The sequence below is a fragment of the Campylobacter concisus genome (assembly GCF_002165785.1).
Lineage (GTDB): Bacteria > Campylobacterota > Campylobacteria > Campylobacterales > Campylobacteraceae > Campylobacter_A > Campylobacter_A concisus_W.
In genome coordinates this window covers 56,135-75,782 of the sequence record NZ_NDYO01000008.1, presented here as the reverse complement: position 1 = coordinate 75,782, position 19,648 = coordinate 56,135, and the positions used below count along the sequence as shown (strand labels likewise).

The 19,648-nt window shown below is 39.1% G+C and carries 27 protein-coding genes and 5 tRNA genes; 23 read left to right on the top strand and 9 right to left on the bottom strand.

Features of this window, described 5'->3' with window-relative positions:
- Positions 1–489 precede the first annotated feature (489 nt).
- The 5 genes from B9N62_RS07310 to B9N62_RS07295 form a co-directional block, all read right to left on the bottom strand.
- Positions 490–579 (bottom strand) — tRNA-Ser (locus B9N62_RS07310).
- Between the two features lie 58 nt (positions 580–637).
- Positions 638–793, bottom strand: coding sequence for a hypothetical protein (locus B9N62_RS10520; protein WP_180382176.1), 156 nt, complete (start codon positions 791–793; stop codon positions 638–640).
- A 32-nt stretch (positions 794–825) separates the two neighbouring features.
- Positions 826–899 (bottom strand) — tRNA-Cys (locus B9N62_RS07305).
- Positions 900–905: 6 nt separating this feature from the next.
- Positions 906–992: transfer RNA gene (locus tag B9N62_RS07300), tRNA-Leu, on the bottom strand.
- An 8-nt stretch (positions 993–1,000) separates the two neighbouring features.
- Positions 1,001–1,075 (bottom strand) — tRNA-Gly (locus B9N62_RS07295).
- Positions 1,076–1,181: 106 nt separating this feature from the next.
- Between B9N62_RS07295 and B9N62_RS07290 the strand changes: the two genes are divergently transcribed.
- From B9N62_RS07290 to B9N62_RS10515, 9 genes are all read left to right on the top strand, one after another.
- Positions 1,182–1,257, top strand: a tRNA-Ala gene (locus B9N62_RS07290).
- A 190-nt stretch (positions 1,258–1,447) separates the two neighbouring features.
- Positions 1,448–2,668 (top strand): tyrosine-type recombinase/integrase, encoded by a 1,221-nt coding sequence (locus tag B9N62_RS07285; protein ID WP_087584975.1) that lies wholly within the window; start codon positions 1,448–1,450, stop codon positions 2,666–2,668.
- A 4-nt stretch (positions 2,669–2,672) separates the two neighbouring features.
- Positions 2,673–3,395, top strand: a complete 723-nt coding sequence (locus B9N62_RS07280; RefSeq protein WP_087584974.1) for a hypothetical protein — start codon at positions 2,673–2,675, stop codon at positions 3,393–3,395.
- 224 nt (positions 3,396–3,619) lie between these two features.
- A complete protein-coding gene (locus B9N62_RS07275; protein ID WP_087584973.1) occupies positions 3,620–3,832 on the top strand; it encodes a helix-turn-helix transcriptional regulator in 213 nt (70 codons plus the stop codon).
- On the top strand, positions 3,829–4,098 hold the full coding sequence (locus B9N62_RS07270; protein WP_087584972.1) for a hypothetical protein: 270 nt from the start codon (positions 3,829–3,831) through the stop codon (positions 4,096–4,098). The genes B9N62_RS07275 and B9N62_RS07270 overlap by 4 nt, the downstream gene beginning before the upstream one ends.
- Before the next feature lie 4 nt (positions 4,099–4,102).
- A complete protein-coding gene (locus B9N62_RS07265) occupies positions 4,103–4,339 on the top strand; it encodes a hypothetical protein (RefSeq protein WP_087584971.1) in 237 nt (78 codons plus the stop codon).
- Positions 4,317–5,120 carry a phage antirepressor KilAC domain-containing protein gene (locus B9N62_RS07260; RefSeq protein WP_087584970.1) on the top strand — a complete coding sequence of 268 codons (804 nt, stop codon included), beginning with the start codon at positions 4,317–4,319 and terminating at the stop codon, positions 5,118–5,120. The genes B9N62_RS07265 and B9N62_RS07260 overlap by 23 nt, the downstream gene beginning before the upstream one ends.
- Before the next feature lie 50 nt (positions 5,121–5,170).
- Positions 5,171–5,929: an aspartate carbamoyltransferase gene (locus tag B9N62_RS07255; RefSeq protein ID WP_087584969.1), complete on the top strand. Its 759-nt coding sequence runs from the start codon at positions 5,171–5,173 to the stop codon at positions 5,927–5,929.
- Between the two features lie 267 nt (positions 5,930–6,196).
- Positions 6,197–6,343, top strand: coding sequence for a hypothetical protein (locus tag B9N62_RS10515; protein ID WP_180382175.1), 147 nt, complete (start codon positions 6,197–6,199; stop codon positions 6,341–6,343).
- Positions 6,344–6,631: 288 nt separating this feature from the next.
- On the opposite strand, the gene B9N62_RS07250 is transcribed toward B9N62_RS10515, so the two are convergent.
- Positions 6,632–6,853, bottom strand: a complete 222-nt coding sequence (locus tag B9N62_RS07250) for an acyl carrier protein (RefSeq protein ID WP_087584968.1) — start codon at positions 6,851–6,853, stop codon at positions 6,632–6,634.
- A 157-nt stretch (positions 6,854–7,010) separates the two neighbouring features.
- On the opposite strand from B9N62_RS07250, the gene B9N62_RS07245 reads away from it, so the two are divergent.
- The 14 genes from B9N62_RS07245 to B9N62_RS07180 all read left to right on the top strand — a co-directional run bounded on the left by B9N62_RS07245 (position 7,011) and on the right by B9N62_RS07180 (position 14,990).
- On the top strand, positions 7,011–7,376 hold the full coding sequence (locus tag B9N62_RS07245) for a hypothetical protein (RefSeq protein WP_087584967.1): 366 nt from the start codon (positions 7,011–7,013) through the stop codon (positions 7,374–7,376).
- The gene (locus B9N62_RS07240; RefSeq protein WP_087584966.1) at positions 7,373–7,642 is read left to right on the top strand and encodes a hypothetical protein; all 270 of its coding nucleotides are present in this window, start codon (positions 7,373–7,375) and stop codon (positions 7,640–7,642) included. Before B9N62_RS07245 ends, B9N62_RS07240 begins: the two co-directional genes overlap by 4 nt.
- Positions 7,605–7,943: a hypothetical protein gene (locus tag B9N62_RS07235; protein WP_087584965.1), complete on the top strand. Its 339-nt coding sequence runs from the start codon at positions 7,605–7,607 to the stop codon at positions 7,941–7,943. Before B9N62_RS07240 ends, B9N62_RS07235 begins: the two co-directional genes overlap by 38 nt.
- Before the next feature lie 102 nt (positions 7,944–8,045).
- Positions 8,046–8,237: a helix-turn-helix domain-containing protein gene (locus B9N62_RS07230; protein WP_009492892.1), complete on the top strand. Its 192-nt coding sequence runs from the start codon at positions 8,046–8,048 to the stop codon at positions 8,235–8,237.
- Positions 8,234–8,680, top strand: a complete 447-nt coding sequence (locus B9N62_RS07225; protein WP_087584964.1) for a hypothetical protein — start codon at positions 8,234–8,236, stop codon at positions 8,678–8,680. The genes B9N62_RS07230 and B9N62_RS07225 overlap by 4 nt, the downstream gene beginning before the upstream one ends.
- A complete protein-coding gene (locus B9N62_RS07220) occupies positions 8,677–9,000 on the top strand; it encodes a hypothetical protein (protein WP_087584963.1) in 324 nt (107 codons plus the stop codon). Before B9N62_RS07225 ends, B9N62_RS07220 begins: the two co-directional genes overlap by 4 nt.
- 252 nt (positions 9,001–9,252) lie before the next feature.
- Positions 9,253–9,618, top strand: coding sequence for a hypothetical protein (locus tag B9N62_RS07215; protein WP_087584962.1), 366 nt, complete (start codon positions 9,253–9,255; stop codon positions 9,616–9,618).
- 152 nt (positions 9,619–9,770) lie between these two features.
- On the top strand, positions 9,771–10,013 hold the full coding sequence (locus B9N62_RS07210) for a hypothetical protein (RefSeq protein ID WP_021083829.1): 243 nt from the start codon (positions 9,771–9,773) through the stop codon (positions 10,011–10,013).
- Positions 10,007–10,285: a type II toxin-antitoxin system RelE/ParE family toxin gene (locus tag B9N62_RS07205; RefSeq protein WP_087584961.1), complete on the top strand. Its 279-nt coding sequence runs from the start codon at positions 10,007–10,009 to the stop codon at positions 10,283–10,285. Before B9N62_RS07210 ends, B9N62_RS07205 begins: the two co-directional genes overlap by 7 nt.
- Before the next feature lie 547 nt (positions 10,286–10,832).
- Complete coding sequence (locus B9N62_RS07200) at positions 10,833–11,957, top strand: PepSY-associated TM helix domain-containing protein (protein WP_087584960.1); 1,125 nt, start codon at positions 10,833–10,835, stop codon at positions 11,955–11,957.
- Between the two features lie 71 nt (positions 11,958–12,028).
- On the top strand, positions 12,029–13,051 hold the full coding sequence (locus B9N62_RS07195; RefSeq protein WP_087584959.1) for a ribonucleotide-diphosphate reductase subunit beta: 1,023 nt from the start codon (positions 12,029–12,031) through the stop codon (positions 13,049–13,051).
- On the top strand, positions 13,038–13,529 hold the full coding sequence (locus B9N62_RS07190; RefSeq protein ID WP_180382174.1) for a hypothetical protein: 492 nt from the start codon (positions 13,038–13,040) through the stop codon (positions 13,527–13,529). Before B9N62_RS07195 ends, B9N62_RS07190 begins: the two co-directional genes overlap by 14 nt.
- Complete coding sequence (locus B9N62_RS07185) at positions 13,530–14,297, top strand: carbon-nitrogen hydrolase family protein (RefSeq protein ID WP_087584957.1); 768 nt, start codon at positions 13,530–13,532, stop codon at positions 14,295–14,297.
- Positions 14,298–14,357: 60 nt separating this feature from the next.
- A complete protein-coding gene (locus tag B9N62_RS07180; protein WP_072595253.1) occupies positions 14,358–14,990 on the top strand; it encodes a protein-L-isoaspartate(D-aspartate) O-methyltransferase in 633 nt (210 codons plus the stop codon).
- A 35-nt stretch (positions 14,991–15,025) separates the two neighbouring features.
- On the opposite strand, the gene B9N62_RS07175 is transcribed toward B9N62_RS07180, so the two are convergent.
- From B9N62_RS07175 to recJ, 3 genes are all read right to left on the bottom strand, one after another.
- On the bottom strand, positions 15,026–15,610 hold the full coding sequence (locus tag B9N62_RS07175) for a hypothetical protein (protein WP_087584956.1): 585 nt from the start codon (positions 15,608–15,610) through the stop codon (positions 15,026–15,028).
- 186 nt (positions 15,611–15,796) lie between these two features.
- Positions 15,797–17,794 (bottom strand): TonB-dependent receptor domain-containing protein, encoded by a 1,998-nt coding sequence (locus B9N62_RS07170; RefSeq protein ID WP_087584955.1) that lies wholly within the window; start codon positions 17,792–17,794, stop codon positions 15,797–15,799.
- Positions 17,795–18,019: 225 nt separating this feature from the next.
- Positions 18,020–19,594, bottom strand: a complete 1,575-nt coding sequence (gene recJ, locus B9N62_RS07165) for a single-stranded-DNA-specific exonuclease RecJ (RefSeq protein ID WP_087584954.1) — start codon at positions 19,592–19,594, stop codon at positions 18,020–18,022.
- Between the last annotated feature and the right edge of the window lie 54 nt (positions 19,595–19,648).

Below are 19,648 nucleotides of genomic sequence, written 5' to 3'. Positions count from 1 at the left end.
ATTTTTAGAAATTTTTCCTTATCTAGCTACTTTTATGTGGCTAGATATTCTCTCAAAATAATATTTCAAAAAAATATTTATCAGCAAGCAGTTTATTTTTTTGTCTGTTGTGCTTTTACCTATTAAATATAAATAGAACCTAGACTACATAAAACATAGCTACCACTTTGTCTTTAAGCTATTTCCATGAATTTTTAATTTAAATTCTTATTTTGGATTCGTCTTAAATTCTTTATTCAATATTATTAATTTTACATATATTTATACATAGGAGTACGAACTATTATGTACTTTGGATGTGCATTACAAATATTATTTTAAGAATTTAATGCAACTCAAAATAAAGTATAAAAACTCTTAAATTTTCCCTTGTCTTACAGTATCTTGCTTTAAATAAGAAATTTACTGATATTTTTAATTCTAGTAAATTTTGGGCTGAATATTTATAGAAATTTTCTTATAGGCATTATGAATAATGAATTAGACGGATGGCCGGGAGATAGGGATTCGAACCCCAGGAGGCTTTCACACCTCAACGGTTTTCAAGACCGCCGCTTTCGACCGCTCAGCCATCTCCCGAATTAAAGATTTGTGATTATAACCAACTTTGCTTAAAATTTACTATAATCTATAAAATTTACTCTGTTTTTTCTTTAATATATGTAGCTCCATCATTTATCTTTTCTTTGGTCCATTCTTTAGCATTATGAGTATCTTCTTTTACACCATGCCAAGTATTTGAACAACCGGCTACAAAAAATGCTATACACACTGCTAAAAGTAAATTTCTCACTGTTATTCCTTCGAGTAGTTATTTTTGAAGTTTGGAGGCGACACCCGGATTCGAACCGGGGATCAAAGCTTTGCAGGCTCATGCCTTACCACTTGGCCATGTCGCCATATCGTGGTGCCCGAGACCGGACTTGAACCGGTACGGTAAAAACTACCGAGGGATTTTAAGTCCCTTGCGTCTACCATTCCGCCACTCGGGCTAAGTTAATGGAGCGGGAAACGAGATTCGAACTCGCGACCCCAACCTTGGCAAGGTTGTGCTCTACCCCTGAGCTATTCCCGCATTAAAGTTTGCAATATTATCCAAAAATTGCTTAAAATTTTATTTTACTAAAACTAATTTCAAAATATTGTAAGGCATAAAAAGATAAAATGTCAAAATCTACTTTGGGGTTATAGCTCAGCTGGGAGAGCGCTTGAATGGCATTCAAGAGGTCGGCGGTTCGATCCCGCTTAACTCCACCAACAGACGTTTTCAGGGGTTTTCAAACCTTGTCAAAAAATGCTTTTCAAAGCCTAAATTTAGGGCTTTTATCACTTTTTAAGCTCTCACTTCTTATCATTGCATTTCATCTAATATCACTCTTTTGAGTGTATATCTGAGTGTAAAAAAGTCTTTACACTCAGATATACACTCAAAATTAAGGGTTACGAAATGGCAAGCTTTACAAACGATTTGGCACTAAAAAAATTTACACTCAAAAATAAAAATCGTGAGTGGGTAAAAGATGACGGAGTGAAATTTTTATACGTGCTTGCATACAAGACCCAAAAAGAAACCACCAAAACATTTTATTTCAAATATCAAGAGAGCGACGAGAAGCGGACGACAAAGCAAATCAAAATAGGCAAATATCCAAGCATAACGCTAGCAGAAGCAAGAGCGAAAGCCTTAGAGCTTGAGAGGCTAAGAGATAGGGGCGAGGACTTGCAGACAGCCACGGCCAAGCAAAAGGCTATCACGTTTAAAGATGTAGCCGATGAGTGGATAGACAAAGAGCAGAGTAAAGGGCTAATCGCTTTTAATAAGCAAATCGGACGTATCGAAAAAAATCTAATCCCATATCTAGGCGATAAAGCCATAACCGAGCTAAAACGCAGGGACTACGCCCACGCAATAGAGCAGATACAAGCACGAGAAGCAAAAAGAGGCATAACACACGAAACATCGTTAAGAACGTTTAGGCTACTTCGTAAAATTTTGGACTTAGCCGTAAATAAAGGCTACATAGAACACAATCCGACAAGGGATATTATCTTTAACGATGCTTTCAAGACCTCATCAAATAACCACTTTAAAGCCATAACCGAACCTAAAAGGCTAAAAGAGCTATTAGGTGCAATGCAGGACTATCAGGGCTCGTTTTGCACACAGCAGGCATTAATCTTTGGCGTGAATACCTTTTTACGTAGTGCAAACGTGAGAGAACTAAAATGGCAATACGTGGATTTTGAGAATAATTTAATCACGTTTCCAGCCGAAGCGATGAAGTTAAGAGAAGTTTTTTATATGCCAATGAGTAAGCAGGTCAAGAAGCTTTTAAAAACAATGCTGGAGCATAAAAGGGGCGATTTTGTTTTTCCTAGTGGCATAAGTGCAACAAGGCCGCTAAGCGATAGCACACTCAACCAAGCAATTAAGCGGTTAGGCTTTGGCGATGAGATGGTATTTCACGGCTTACGCACGACAGCAAGCACGCTACTAAATGAAAATATCAAAAATCACGGCTTTAGTAGCGACGTGATAGAGCTTTGCCTAGACCATAAAGAGCGAAGCAGCGTAAAAGCAATTTACGATCGAAGCCAAAGACTGGACGAGAGGGCGGAGCTCATGCAGTGGTGGAGTGATTATTTGGATAGTTTAATAAAGGAGTGAAAAAATGGCTAGAGGCTACAGTGATAAAATACAAAAGAACAAAGAAATTGCAGAGAAAATTAAAAAAGAACAAGCAGGAGAAGTTATCAATATTATCGGCGATTTTATGATAGATAAACAAAAAGACCTAACAACCACAACTATTTTTTTAGATTTTTTGAAAAAAGTAGAAAAGGGCGAGGTTAAAAATATTTCGATAGATGATTTTGCAATATTTACTAAATTTAACGTTGTCGGCGATATATATCACGAAGTTATGAATAAAGCAATTAATAATTTTTGCACTTTTTTTCAAAGAATAACTACCTCAAAAGCCAAAAAACCTTTAGCAGTAAAAAGATATGAATTATTTTTAAATAGCATAGAGCAATTAAAAGAAGCATTTAGCATAAAAGACAACATTCCCTCTCACTTCACACCAGCAGGCAGAGAAAATGAACCTTATGTGTATTCTGGTAATTTTATGCCAGACAAGAGCAACGTGATAACTGAGTTAAATAAAGCCTTCTACGATTTAGAACATAAAGGCAACAAGTATTTTCAATTTGCCAAAGAGCTTAAAAATGATTTTGAGGCTTTTTCCAACAACCAAAAAGCCAAAGATGAATTTAAAAAAGAGATGCTAAGGCTAATAGAAATTTATGAAATAGACGCTTACGATTTTTTTAGTAAAGCAGCTTTTGCTAATGCAGTAGTAAAATTTTACTACCCAAAAGAAGCTGACTAAAAATATTTTTCACCAAATAAGAAACCCTTAATTAAGGGCTTTAATATCTTACAACCCCCGACTACATAACAAAAATTTACCACTTCTTTAACTACCAACTAAAAATATTTTTCGTTGTCTTATCATTTCAAAACTCGCATAATTCTTACATCAAACCAAGGCAAACTAATAACACTTGCAAGTTTTTAACGTTGGCTTTTGTAAATCAAGATAAAGGATAAAAAATGACACCAACACAACACTTATTTAACAAAAAAGAGGCGGCGGAGTTTCTAGGCATAGGCTTATCAACTCTTTATCGTTATCAAAAAATGGACGACTTCCCAAAACCTATCATCTACACAAATCAAACTATCCGCTTTAAACGTGATGACCTCGAAGCCTTTATGTATAAAAGACAAGGCGGAGAGATACCAGAGCAAGGGGGCGAAAGATGAACGCCTACACGCCAAAATATGACGATATGAGCGAAGAGGATTTTTACTTAGGCTTTATGCTAATAGTAAAAGAGCGTAACCCTAGCCTATCAAAAGCCATAAGCAACGACGAGATAAGCGAACAAACAAAGCAGGCGTTAGATGTAGCCCTTAGCTTTTACGATACATCGCTACAAATAGCAAGAGAGATTAACGAACTAGAGGACAAAATCCGACGGCTAAAATCTAAGCCGTCGAACAATGCACCTCAACGCAAGAAAGGATAATAAGATGAGGTTAGAAATAACAACAGCAGGCAAAGGCGGAGCGATTATCGCTATTGAGCCTAAAAAAATAAAAGAATTTACTAGCCATTTGAGAGATTACGGCGTTTTGAGTGTGAAAGAAGCACCGCAAGGGTTAATAAATATGGCTTACGACTTATTTTACATAAACAAAAACCTAAGAAAGCAGGTAAGAGAACTAACAGAACAAGGATACAACGATGAGGACAATAGTAACGTTTAATAATTTAGATTTAGAAGTTTTGGAGTATCAAGATACGTGGAGCTTATCAGATAGACAAGTAGCTGAGGGCTTTGGAGTTACACAAGAAGCAGTAAGAAAACAAAGAACGCAGGGAGCGACTGAATACATCGAGGGCGTGCATTTTTACTATCAAGACGTAACTCAAAACAAAGATAGAATAATGACCCCCATTACAAATCGGGCGGGGGTATCTAACGCCCAAAAAATGGTGTTTTGGACTAAAAAGGGCGTGATAACCCTAGGCTTCAAGCTAACCGAAACACCTCAAACAATAGCTTTTAGAGACTGGGCTAGCGATTTTATTCTAAACAGCAATAACCGCCCTACTACTATTCAAGAGCTTTTAGATAATCCTCGCTCACTTGCTGAGCTAGCTCTAAGATATGCTGATACGCTAGAGAAAAATAAACGCCTTGAAGCCCAAGCGGTAGAAAATAAGCCTTATATCGCATACGCTAAGACAATAGAGAGTAGCCACGGCGATTTAAAAATAGGCGAATATGCTAAATTGCTTTGTGATAAAAATAAAGGCGTAATTATAGGACAAAACCAGTTATTCGCTTTAATGCGAGAACTAGGGTTTTTAATGTTTAATAACGAACCTTTTCAAAAGTATCTAAATATGGGATATTTTAGACGTGAACCACGACCATTTACAAAGCCAAACGGCGAGCAATGCTTAGACCTTATCACTCTAATAACACCAAAAGGTCAAGTAAAGCTAGCCGAAAGATTGATTAATGCGATAAAAAGCAAATAGTTAAGTCAAAGAGGGCGGAGCAGACAAACCGCCCTTAAAAGTTAATTTCAATGGATATTTTAGCAGAACTTGCAAGCATTATCAATACAGCCGAAAGCAAAATTTACATAGACACCATAAGGGCGACTTTTTACAAAAAGGCTATTACGCAAAAGACACATAAAAAAATCGACCTTTTAAAATCGATCGCTCGAAAATATGGCAAAAAGTGGCAAAAGCTGGATAAGCAAACAGCAAAAGCCGTCAAGATAGAACGCCGTTACGAGTTTCGAGATTATGAGATAGTAAATATTTATGCTCTTAGTGACTTGCCTATTTTTTACGCTACTTTAAAATCGTCAGGCAATGAGCCACAAAAGGCGTTATTTGAAGTTTATGGACTTAGGCAATATAACAAGACACCACCACCCAAAGAGTTAATAGCGGAGCTCCTAGGCGTGATAAATAACATTTCATCGCTTGATTTGTGTTTTGATAAGGATAGCCCCTTTAACCTTGACCCTTTTCGCGATGAGGTTATTAGCTTTGAAAATACCAAGTATCTAAAAAACAATGAGGTATTAACTAGAGTGTATTTTTATGACAAGGCAAAAAAGAATAATCTAAATTTGCCTATCTACCGATCCGAAGCCGTAGTTAGCATAAATCCCAAAAACAAAGATAATCCCTTGCCTCTCAAGCAAAGGCTAAATTTACAACTCCCTTACGCCCTAGATGAGTTTAAATCCATACTAGATAAGACCACTAAAGAACAAGGCACGAGCAAGCCCTACAAGTCAAAAGAGAACAAAAGAGAACTAAGAGCATAACTAGCCTAAATTTTGGCTCATTACCTCAACGCAAGATAAATTCACTGCCCCTAATTTTTGGGTGAGTGAAGCCCTAATTTTATGCGTTAGCCTAATTTTTGGCTTACGTAGTAATGCCATAAAGTAGCCTATTTGTCCGTCGCCTTAATTTTCAGGCATCGAGCGAGTAGCCTAAAATCATCATCTCACAAAAAAACGAAAACGGCTTTTAACCTTAAGCCAAAATAGCCCTTTTTTAGCTTGCTTAAGGTTTTATAAAAAAGGGTATTGCAGAGATTGCCACCGCTTGCCATATTTTTAGCGTTTTTTGTCTATCTTTTAAAATCAAAAATCAAAGCCAACACCGAGGGGCTAGAGCTTAGCAAGCGAGCCACGCACGAGCGAAAATCACAATTTAAGAAAAGCAACGTATAGTGTGCCCTTGTAAAACTACCCTACAATGACCTTTTTGTTACAAAAAATCTCCCTTTATCCTTAAGTGAAAAAATTAATTATCAAGGGGGCTAAAAAAAATCGGGGTCGCGGTTAAAAAAATCAGGGGTCGGCGGTTAAAAAAACGAGCAAGATAAGCACTAGAAAGAGCGTAAAAGCCCTATTCTAAGCGTAATTTTGAGCTAGGTGAATTAAATTCATACAGCTTTTAAAGGGGGTCAGTTGTGATGACACCCCTAGAGGGTGACATGTGTAACGTTACAAATGATATTAATCCTCTTTGCTTTCAGTGTAGGGCTTAACCACCTCAACGATTTTATCCATATCAAGCGACTTAATGTAGTTTTCAAGCATAAATTTTAAATAAGGTGGATATGGAGTGCGTGACCCCCAAGCATTAACGGTTGCGTAAGGGATGTTGGATAATTCACTAAGTCGTTTTTTATTGATACCAGCTTTATTTAACAAGTTTTGAAATTCGTTTTTATCCATTTTTTAGCCTTTATTTTTTTATGAAATAATAGCATAACGCAATAAAAAATAAAAATAAAATATTGTTATGCTATTTTAGTTAATAATCTTTTAAGTATCGTTACAATATGATTTTGCTTAAAATTAATAGCGTAAATATACTTTTAAAGGAGAACAAATGTTAATCCCAACCAATTCAGACAGACCAATGTTTAAAAGGTTTCATGAGTTTGTTATCGAGCAGAATAACGGCAACACAGAGGTAGGCGAACAAACGCTTTATGATGTAGCATATTCTCTATTTTATGAGAGCCATGCGCTAAAAGGCGAACGAGATAGAGCATTTCAAAGCCTAGGCAGAACAAACGCATTATTTGCCAAACTAGAGGAGCAAAACGAGCAATTAAAAGACGAGCTAGAACAAGCAAAAGCAAAGTTTGAGAAGCTGGCTAGTAATTACGTAGCCTTGTGCGATGAAATTGACGAGCTACAAAGAGAGAATGCAGAGCTAAAAAGCAAATTATCACTAAAGGAGCAAAAATGAAGTTAGTTTTTAATGAAATCAATAAGAATTTTGAGTTAGGCATAGAAATAACTTGCGTATTAGGACAAGTATCAACGTTAATGTTAGCACTAGCAAATAAACACGAGAGCATAGACGACAATGAGAGGCTAAACGCTACTTATTTACTTAGTGGCATTTTACTCGATATTGCCTCAACACTTGATGACTATTCGCTGAAAGACACAAAAGCAACTAAGGAGCAAAAAAATGACAACCAAGAGATACGTAAAACTATACGAGCTTGAAAAGGCTCGAAGCTTTGATGAGCTAATAAGTACACTAGAGCAAAGCCAGGACGTTAGCAGAGATGAAGCTATTTATCAAGCAGGAGCTAAGGCGTGGCTATTCGTAGATTATTACATTAACGAACTCAGGCACGCAGAAGCACAAGTAAAGCACTTAAAAAGACAGCTTGGCCGCCTAAGTCCTGGTGATAAAAGCAAAGAGGACTTTAACAAAAATAATCCCCTAGAAGCCAAAGGGATTTTTAAATGGCACAAGCCCTTAAAAGGTGCGAGCTTGCAAAACGATATACAAGCAAGCTAATCATAAATCTAAAGGGGCAAGGCTAGCCCCTAACCTCATCGCAAAACCAACGAACACCCTAATACGCGTTAAAATACCTCAAAACGTCATAAAGGGCAAATAATGGAGCTATTAACGCCAAAGCAGGTAGGACAAATTTTAAACCTATCGCAAAGCACGCTTACCAAGATGAGAAGCGACAAATACAAAGACCGTTTTAACTTCGTTTTACCCTTTGTCAAGATAGGGCGCGCCGTAAGATACGAGCGCGAAGCGGTAAATCAAGCCGTAAGCGAGCTAAAGGCGGTAAAATGAAAATAACGCCCGAAGTAAGAGCGCAGATATTAGCAAAGCATAAAGCAGGAATGAGCCAAAGAGCACTACAAAAGCTTTTTAACCTCAGCGCAGGCGCGATAAATAACATCACTAAGGGCATAACCAAAAATTTAAAAAGCACGATAGCCAAAGGTACTGAGTATCTAGCCGAACTATCCGATCTAAACGAATACGAGCGCGAAGCCGTAACGCAGGCAGTAAGCGATAACGCACGGGCGATAACCTTTTTTAAACAAACGGCGATTAAAAATCAAATAATGGCCAATAGGCTATTAAAAGAAGCTAGAGATTTAAGCGATATTGAGCTACATAGCAGAATAACGGCTAGAAACAAAGAAACGATACTAGGCAAAAATTACGATTTAGGCGAGCAAGGCACGACCAACACTCTAACGCAAATCATAATAAAGCGCGACGCGTGAAAACTTACGACATAGATCTATTTTACGAGCTGTCGCCATTTTTTAAAGACGACTTGCGCCTTATGGCTCACGCCGTAGCTTATGCGCTAAATTTAAACGCTAAGACGATTTACAAAGATTTTTCATTTGGGCGCTACAAGGACGAGTATTTAAAAGCCTTGCTAGAAGTGAGCGATAACCCGAAAGAGGCTTATTTAAATTTACTTATGAAGTTTAGAGATAAAAGCCCGATATTTGACCGCGACGACTTCGCAAACGCAGAAGCTTACAGCGTGTTTAATAGGGAATACAAAAAAGAAGTAAAGGGCGGCAGGAGTTGAACCTGCAATAGCACGGCGATTAAGCCGTGTAGCGTAACCCTATGGCACATCTACCCTTTACTAATAGGCGGTGAGACCACCCACACCCTCACACAGGTTTCTATCCCCAGGGGCGGTAATGCTTTGCTAAGAAGCTGGGCTGTTTGACGAGCCGTTCGCCTATTCACTGGCAGATTATGCCATATTTTTACCAAATTTTACCAAAGGCGTTTAAAGGCTATCATACTAAAAAATGTTTTAAAAGGATAAATAATGCTAAACGACAAGGCACAACAGACGGCTTTAAAACTACTTGATAAATTTGGCAAAGTAGGCACGTATAAACGCAAAAGCGGGCAAATTTACGACCCAGAAACGGGCGGAATGACCGAGCAAATAAGCGAATACAAAGTAAAGGCGTATATCGATAGCGCGAAAAGCTACTCAAATTTAATAGAAAAAAGCTTATTAAACGAGGGCGATAACGTGATCTTGATAGCCGCTAAATCCTTGCCTTTTATGCCGCAAAACAACGACGTAATAGAGTTTCCTCACTGCTCCTATACCATCAAATACAACGACGCGGTATGGGGCGGCGAGGACGTAGCCCTGCATCAGCTAATCGGGGTGGCGAAATAAAAAAACGAACGGACGAGCGCCACAAGAATGCTTAAATTTAGCGCGATTAAGCCGTATTTAGCGCATACGGACGAACGAAAAAACGAACACTAATTAAATCCTAAGCCCCGAGCGGTTAAAATAGTGATGGATTTTAAAGCAAAGGCCAGGATATGCAAACTCTAACCATACGAGCAGACGAAGCACTAATAAGCCAAATAGTAGCAATAAGCAAGGCTCTAGCTAATACGACTAATCAAAAGCTAATTATCGATGAGGATTATCCGATTTACGACGACGGTAAGACGATGAAGCAAAGGATAGCCGATTACGAAGCGGATATTGAAGCTATCAGACGTGGAGAGCTTGAAACCTATCCGCTAGAGACGTTAAAAGCTGAGATGGAAAAATGGTAATTAGACGCACAGCACGCTTTAAACACGAATTAAAAGCAGTGTTTGATTTTATCGCAAAAGATAACCCAAATAGGGCGCGAGAGTTTAGAAACGAGCTTATCGCAAAGATAGAACGCGCAGCACAGACGCCTTTTATTTGCCGTAAGTCTATTAATTTTAACGATGAGAGCATTCGCGACTTGATTTTTAAAGGTTATGTAATACCTTACTTAATAGATGATGAGGTTATTTATGTGCTAGGCATTTACAAGGCTAACGAGTGGCAAGCGTGAAACGAATAAAAACGGCTTTTGTTTCACGTTTTAACCTTAATTAAGTTTTCAGCAAAAAAGCCGTGAAACATACCCAATTCTTAAGAAAATTTAGCCGTTTAAGCGTTTGAAACTTAAATCATTTAACTTTACAACTTCACAATCCCATATTTTAGGCACTTATAATTATTTTGTATTGAAAACTAAACTTTTCATAACCAACAAATCAAACACTTGAAGCTTAAAAATCTAGAGTGTATAAATGAGTGTAAAAATTATTGATTTTAATTTTATTAAAAGTCGATAAATACGAGCTTTAAAGCTAAAATCATTTCCCGCTTAACTCCACCATAAATCTAAATACATCTATCATTATTTATACCTTTTGCTAAAAATAACTTTTTACCAAAAAATAAGATGCCAATATGTAAAAATTTAATAAATAATTGATATTAAGACTCTTATCAACATTAGTAAAAGTTAATAACTAAAAAATAATTTTATAAATTTTTATCTTGCTTTAACAAAAAATAAAATAATATTCGCTATTAAAATTCAAAGGAAAAAAATGTTTTTAAAACGAGGAAAAATCATCTTCAACATCCACCTAATAATTGGACTAATTGCGGCTATTCCGCTAATATTCATGACTCTTTCAGCACCATTTGCATCTTATAGAGAAGAGATCAAAAGTACAATAAATAAAAATTTTATAAACTTAGTTCCTAGCGAAAAAGAAAATTTAAGCCTAAATGAACTCCTAGCTAAAGCAAAAAGTGAGATTCAATTTGATACGCTTGAAAGTTTACAAATAGGTGGAGCAAATGAAGCTTATCGTATAAGCATTACAAAGGATAAAAAACAATTAAATTTCTTTATAGATCCAAGAAGTGGCAAGGTGATCAGCGAGGACTGGGGTGAGAAATTTCGTATCATTATATTAAGTCTTCACAGAAATTTAGGCCTTGCTTTACTTGATAGCAAAGTCCCAGCCAACATCGGCAAGCAAATAGTCGCCATTAGCTCCATCATCATGGCGCTTCTTGCCATCAGCGGTCTCATCCTCTACGCACCAGCGATCAAGAGAAATTTACTAAATTCGCTAAAGATCAAAACAAACACAAAAGGCTACGCCTGCTTTTACAACCTCCACACGAGCCTTGGCACCTACGTGGCGATCCTAATTGTCGTGATGTCACTAACTGGCCTTTACTGGTCTTATGGCTGGGTCAGAAACAGTGTAAATAGCATATTTTTTGACCTAAAGCCAAGCGAGATGAAAAAGTCTATGCCTCAAAGAAATTTGATCCCAATAAGCGATGAGAAATTTAAAGAGATAGAGACTGCGGAGCAAATTTTTAAAGAAAATGTCACGCTAGATCTAAAATCCCTCACGATAAACGTTCCTGAAAACAACCAAAGCACCTATACTATAAACTACGAAACAAGCGAGAGCCAAGTGGGCAAGCTAAAGCTTGACGCAAGTGCTGGTAAGATCAAAGAAAATAAACTTGTTAGCAAGGCTGAAAGCATCCCAGAGGCAAAAAAGGCTGGTCGCAAAGTACTTAGCCTGCATACTGGTGAAATGTTTGGCGAGATCGGTCAGATCGTGTTTGCCGTATCATGTGTGATCGCGGTTTTACTAATCATAACTGGCTTTTTAATGACCATAAAAAGGACTAAGGCACTCTAAATAAAAGTAAATTTTTACCTTGCTTTGGGTAAGATTTTGAAAAATTTTTACCACAAACAAGAGAGAAATTTATGAACAGAAAACGCATATACAACCCAAGTTCAAATGAAAATTTGACCGACAGAAGAGTCTTTAACGGCAACCCACACGGCATTTTAAATTTCACCAAGGCAAAATACGAGTGGGCGTTAAAGCTCTGGGACCTCATGGAGGCAAATACATGGTTTCCAAAAGAGGTCGATACCACAGACGACGTGCGCGACTACACCTACAACCTCACAGAGGCTGAAAAACGCATGTACGACCTGGTCTGGAGCCAGCTCATCTCGATGGATAGCTTTCAGACAAATAACCTAGCCGACAACATCAACCCCTACATCACCGCACCAGAGATCAACGCCGTGCTAAGCCGCCAAGCCTACGAAGAGGCAAACCACAGTAAGTCTTACGCCGTTATGGTCGAGGCGATCTGCGACAACACCGACCTCATCTACGAGATGGAGAAGCACGACGACGTCTTGCGCGAGAAAAACGACTACATCTCAAGTGTCTACGAGGAGCTTGCGGGTGAAGTGACTGATGAGAAACTACTTCTAGCGATGGTTGCGAACCAAATTTTAGAGGGTATCTATTTTTACAGTGGCTTTACAGCGATCTACGCTCTAGCTCGCGCTGGCAAGATGCTAGGCAGCGCACAGATGATACGCTTCATCCAACGCGACGAGATCACGCACTTGCTTTTATTTCAAAACATGATAAACTCAGTCCGCAAAGAGAGACCTGACCTTTTCACGACTGAAACTGAGGCAAAAATTTATGATATGTTTGAAAAAGCTGGAAATTTAGAGATCAAATGGGGCAAATACATCACTCAAAACCAAATAATGGGCTTTACTGATGATATCATCGAGCAGTACATCCACTATCTCATCGACCAGCGCCTAGTTGCGATCGGTCTAAAACGCAAATACAACGTCGCTCACCCGATCAAATGGGTCGATGACTTTGCGAAATTTAACGACCAAAAGTCAAATTTCTTTGAAGCAAAGGTGACAAACTACAGCAAGGGAAGTATCAGCTTTGATGACTTTTAAAAATGGCATCTTAGTCATTGCCTGCATGCTTTTTGTAGGGTGTGCGAGCAGTAGCCAAAGAATAATTGATCAAGCAAATAAAAATAATCTCGAAAATTTCTACGCCTACAAGCTTGTCAAGATAAAAGAGACAAGCCAAGCGGAAATCTATCAAGATATGCCAAACGGCGAAATTGCACCAAGTTTCGCGCCACTAGGATCCGTGCTAGGAAATGACGTGATGCTTGGCATAAACAAGCAGTGTGGCTTTGAGTCAAAAGACCTAAAAGAGATAAGAGTAGTTTCGCATGATGAGGCTAGAGGTTTTGGCTTTGAAGTCTGGGTTTTTAATGATCCTCTCTCTCAGAGAGATGATAAAATCACAGCTATAAGCGTTATTTTAAAAGCTACACCAAACATAGGTGGCACGGATATAAACTGCAAAATTCCAAAAGACTGCCATGATGAAAAACCTATAGCATTTGTATTTGGAAAATAAATGAGCGAAATTTTAAACCTAATAAGCCTAACTTTAAAGGCAAAAAGTGCTACCGAGCGCCTAGAAGAGCTTGCAAATTTAGTTGAGGCTGCGCCTGAAAACTCACTCATTCTTGCAAGCGAGCTTTGCATCAGCGGATATGACTTTGACGGCTTTTTTGCAGGGGCGAACAAAGCGATGCTTAGTGGCATGATAGGCAGCTTTGATGCGATGCTACTTGAGCGCTTGCAAGAGGCGCTTAGCCCAGATAAATTTCTTGGTTTTACGCACCTTACTAGCCTAAACAAAAGCGCAGGGCTCGCTCAAATTTCAAATCTAAATCCGCACCAACCAAAAATTTATAACGAATTTTTGCTTCTTAACTCAAATAATGTCTTTCATTCACAATTTAAAGCCGAACTTTTTAGGCCAAATTTGGAGCATGAAATTTTTACTGCCGGCGATGTGGACGAGATAAATGCCTTTGATTTTAGAGGGCTAAAGCTTGGGGTGCTAATCTGTTTTGAACTACGCGATAGCAGGCTTTGGGCAAAGCTAAAAGGATGTGACATCATCATGGTACCTGCCATGTGGGGTAAGGCTAGAGAGGAAGCCTACCTTAGCCTTTGCAAGGCACTTGCGATCGCAAACAACTGCTATGTCATGATCTCAAGCTCTCTTGCATTAGAAGTTGCTGGAGTATTTTTACCAAATGGCACACTTGTTAAAGAAACGATTTTTGATGCAAATTTAATAAAAGAGATCAAGACAAATTTAGGGATTTTATAAATTTTAAGATAAGTTTTAAATCGTATAATAACGATTTAATTTTTATTTAGGATATAAATTTTGACCCAACTAGAAGCGATAAAATGCCAAAATTTAGCTAGCGATATAGCCGACGAGATCACGCTAAGCCCACTTTTATTCGATGCGATAGCTACCACTGAGCGCGAAATTTTTGTACCAATTACTGCACATGCTTATAAACTTGACGCTCAGCCCATACTGGGCAATCAATGGATCAGCTCACCGCTAACCGTTGCAAAAATGACAATGGCGCTAGAGTGCGAAAATATGGACAATATCCTAGAGATAGGCTGCGGCAGTGGCTATCAAGCAGCGATTTTAAGCAAACTTGCACATAGAATTTTTAGTGTCGAGCGAATAGAGAAGCTAGCCATGGAGGCAAAAAAACGCTTCGAGGCACTAAAAATAAAAAATGTGCATGTAAGATATGACGATGGCAACAACGGCTGGCGAAGCTATGCACCATTTGATCGTATCTTGCTCTCGGCAGCTGCTGATGAGATATCACCAAATTTATTTAAGCAGCTTAAAAATGGTGGAATTTTAGTAGCTCCAATGAAAAAAGATGGCAAGCAATTTATTGCTAAATTTAAAAAAGATAAAGATGGAAATTTAGAAAAAGAATACTTGGATGAGTGCCTTTTTGTGCCACTTCTCGAAGGTAGAGAGTAACCTAAAATAAGGCAAAGCTAAGCCTTGCCTAAATGTTAGAATTTATAAGTATAGCCTGTATAAATCCCTATAGTTGTATCTCTTAGCTGAGCTCCACTATTTTTCTTATAAAAAGTCTTATCAGCTTTTAAGCCAAACTCTATCGCGTTATGTTCATTAAATGAGTAGATACCGCCCGCTTTTGCGCCAACTAGCAAGCCTTTGAAATTCTTCTTACTTGTTTCGTTATTAAATCTCTCTCTAACGCTCAAGTAGCCAAGACCTGTGTATCCGCCAAGAACGGCTTTAAAATTTTCAGTGATATTTGGCGTATAATCAACACCACCTAAAAATTTATGCTTACTCCATTTTGCATCTGATTCACCAGCATTTTTCCTAGCTTTAAAGTCATAATAATAACCACCATAAGCTCTATAGTTGTCAAAATCATAACCGCCATAAAAGCCAAGACCATAGTGACCTTTTTTGAAGTTATTTTTCTCACTACTTGCTATGTTTTTTGTTTTGATTTTTGAGTTAAACGAATAATCACCCTCACCACCAACAAATGCACCTTGAGCTAGTGCAACTGAGCTTACCAAAGCTAGAATCAAGCTTGATTTTACAAGTAAATTTTTCATACCTCTCCTTTAAAAAATTTCTGAGATTTTACATCTAAGCTTTTAATTTAGCTCAAATTTATTCGCAATAGTAAATGTAGTAAGTATGAATATTATTAAGAAGATAAGAGCAAAAATACTTAAATTTAGCACGGCTTTAGGGCAAATCCTAAGCCCACAGCCATGTCAAATTTATTAAGTTACGCCCTAAAAATGCACCTTAAATTTCGCCCAAAAGCTTCTGCCCGGCTCATAAAGCCTCGTGCCGTTCGGGATAGTCTCATAACCTGCGATACCGCCGCCGTAGCCGCCTTTTGAGTTATGATAGGCATATTTGGCGTCGTTTAGGTTTTCCGCCGCTAGCAAAAATTGATAATTTTTATATTTATAGCCCGCGCTCAGCCCCAGCGTCCAAAAGCTATCGCTCTTGCCCAGGTCCATGCCGCCCACGTCGCCGTAGCCTTTTTGCGCGCGGTTTTGCGACGCATTAGCGTAGAAGTCAGCCTTGATGAACCAGTCAGGCTTTTCTAAACCGGCGCTTAGTTTAAATGCTAGAGGCGAAACCTTAGGTAGCGCGTCGCCGTCTTTTAAGCCGCCCGCGTTTTTAGTCACCTTGCCGTAGACGTAGGATACGCCCGCCCCCAGCCTAAACATATCGGCTAGTAGCGTAGTACCCTCGATCTCGCCGCCGTATAGCAGGGCGTCGGTATTAAAGGCGTCTGAGGACATGCCCATAGGATTATATTTTAGCATGATATAATCATCCATCTTTGAGACAAAGAAATTTGCGTTTAGTTCGTAGTTTTTATCTTTTAGCACTGCGCCAAAATCCAGCTGAGTATTTCTTTCTTTACGCAGCGCTAGGTTCGCGTCCTTATTTGTTTCCCAGTGATCGGGCATCCTTTGAGCATGCCCTAGACCTGCGTAGAGAGTTAAATTTTGCAGATATTTTTCGTATCTAAAAAACCCTGCGAATAAATTTTCTTTCCTGCTCTTATGCGTTTTTAGCAGCCTTCTCTCGCCCGCGTCCAGCCTAAGTCCGCCAAAAAGCCCGTAGTCGTTTTCTAGGACGTATTCGTTTTGAGTGTAGATCGTTTTATACGTTACCTTGCGCTCTTTTACGTGCGGCTTTGATACGGCGGCGTCCATTTCGGCTTTAGATACGCCGGCTCCGCCCGTTCCAGCGCCTCTCCACTTAAATACATCCTCAGAGTACCCAGCACCAAGATAGCTGGTTAGATTATCGAAATTTAGCTCGCTTTCTAGCTTAAAGCCGTACATATCGCGTATCGGGTGGCTGATGCTATATCCCTTGCCGCGCCCCGTGCCCGGCACCACCGGACGCATGGTGAAGTTGTCCATTATGTGATCGATCTGATGATAGTACGAACTTAGCCTGATCTTGTGCTCGCCGACGTCTTGTTCAAATTTGAGCCCGAAAGATTTACGGTCAAACTGCACGCCGTCTCTCATCCTGTCCGCATACGCCGCTTCGCCCTCGCCTAGATCCGCGCTTAGCTGTAAGGCAGTAGTTTCCGTCGGCGTTAGCGTGCCTACGAGCGAGACGCTGTTGCGTTTATAGTGCGTATGCATTTTCTGTCCGCCGCCGCTTTTATAGTCGCCGCTCTCATAGTGTCCGCCGGAAACCTCTATACTGCCCAGCTCGTTACCCGCCGCTACGTCCGCGGTAGTTTCAAACCGCTTAAAACTGCCGCCCAGCACGCTTACGTTTCCTCCGAAGCTCGGTTTTGACAGCCTTGCTATCTCTCTATCGAAAAATATACCGCCGCTAATGAGCGCGCCGTATCTGACGTCTTGCGGACCTTTTACGATACGAACCGAGCTGTAGTTTTGCGCCGAGATGTAGGTGATGGGCGTATCCATGCGCATGCCGCAGCCGCCGTTTAGCGTGCTACCGTCGATCAGCACCGGCAGCCTAGCTGCCGTCTGCGAGCGATAATAAACCTCGCTGCCGCCTCCGCCCTTACGCTCCATCGTAAAGCCGTTCAAATTTGAAAGCGATTTGGCGATATCGCTGTTTTCCAGTATCGCGCCCTTGCCGGCTATTTGGGCGTTGGTCGGCTCGTCGAGGGCTGATTTTTGCATTTTTGACGAGACGGTAACAGGACTCAAGCTTATCGCTTCCTCGGCGCTAAGCATCAAATTTGACGCCATGGCCAGCGCCAAAACGTAAGAAATTTTCATGTTTAGTCCTATGAAATTAATATTTAAAATTAAAATTAAGGCAAAAATAAACTTAAATAAAGTATAAATATTTATATAACATTAATTTTACAATACAGAAAATTGGCTCAAATAGTATTATTTTAGTTGGACTGCATTAAATATATAAAGAAACGATTTTGGTGAATTAAACCGAAGCAATCTCGGTTTCATTAAAATTTTAGCATTATAAAACCGAGATAAAATTTATAAAATCTCTTTTATGAGTAGCTGTGGGGTAACAAGTCCGCGGAATGAATTTTTTGATATACAAAAGATAATATCTATCATCTCGCCCACTCTAGCGTGTTTCGTAAAGTTAAAAAATAGAGCCTCAAGTGTTTTATTATCCTTTTGCAAGATGAGCTTTAGGTGATTTTGATCTCTTCCTATAAGTCTTTCGTTTTTAACAAGAGCATTTTTTATCTTAAAGACCGGACGAGGGTTTTTCTGTCCGTATGGCTCATAAAATTCTAAAATTTCAAGCAGCTCAAAGTCTATCTCGCTTGGCATTATATCGCCAAGTAGCTCGTCCGAGCTTTTGCAATCTTGCATATTTAAACAAGAACAACTTTTATTTATCGCTTCTTTAAATTTCACCAAATTTTCAGGCGCAAGTGTAAGTCCAGCCGCTCCTTTGTGACCGCCGTAGCTTGTTAGTAAATTTTCGTGGCTTGCTATAAGAGATAAGATATCAAGCTTACCAATGCTTCTAGCACTACCTTTTGCACGACCTTTATCGATACTAAAGACGATAGCTGGCTTTGCAAAGTGCTTTGCTAGGCGGCTAGCTACGATGCCTATCACACCCTCGTGCCACTGCTCACCCCAAGTGATGATGACTTCATCATCTTCTTTTACGTCCTTTAGCGAGCATTCAAAGAGTTGGCGCTCTTCCTCTTTTCTGGAGTTGTTAAATTCGATAATGGTATCAAGGTAGTTGTAAGCTTCCTCGATACTTTTAGCACGTAAAAAGTCAAATGAATTCATCGCATCGTCCATGCGTCCGGCTGAATTTATAAGCGGAGCTATAAGAAAGCTAATATCATCACACTCAAATTTTTCCTTACCATAAAACTCTTTTATAGCGTGAAATGCGGAACGCTTAGACGCATTTAGCTTACAAATGCCAAGACGAACAAGCATTCTATTCATATCTCTTAGCTCCATCATATCAGCGATTATCGCGATAGCTAAAAGCTCTAGAAATTTGCTCATATCATAATTTAGCCCAAAAACATCCTTTAACGCTCCAACCAAATACCAAGCGACCTCAGCGCCACAAATTTCGATATTTGGAAAGTTGCAGTCTTCTTGTTTTGGATTAATGATCGCATAAGCTTCTGGGAGAACAGCTGGAGGCATGTGATGATCAGTAATAATAAGATCGATGCCTTTTTCTTTACAGATAATGGCCGCATCGTTTGCAGAGATACCGTTATCAACGGTGATAATCAAGCTTACATCGGCTGAGAGTTCGTCTATTATCTCAGGATTTAGCCCATATCCGTCTTTAAATCGATTTGGGATCTTTACTAGATAGTCCTTCACTCCAAGATCATCAAAAAACTCGGCCAAAATTACGCTCGAAACAACACCATCAACATCATAATCGCCCACAATAGCTATGCGTTCGTTTTTCTCGATCGCTTCTTTTATGCGATTAGCGCCTTTATAGATATCTTTTAAGGCACTTGGTGTCGGAATTTCACTAATTTTTTTATGTATGTCGTTACAAAATCTATGCGCTAGTAAATTCCTTATATCCTCTTTATTTAGCATGGTTTTGGCAAGAATTTTTAAAGAACTTACCAACTTTAGTTAATGCCACTTGTT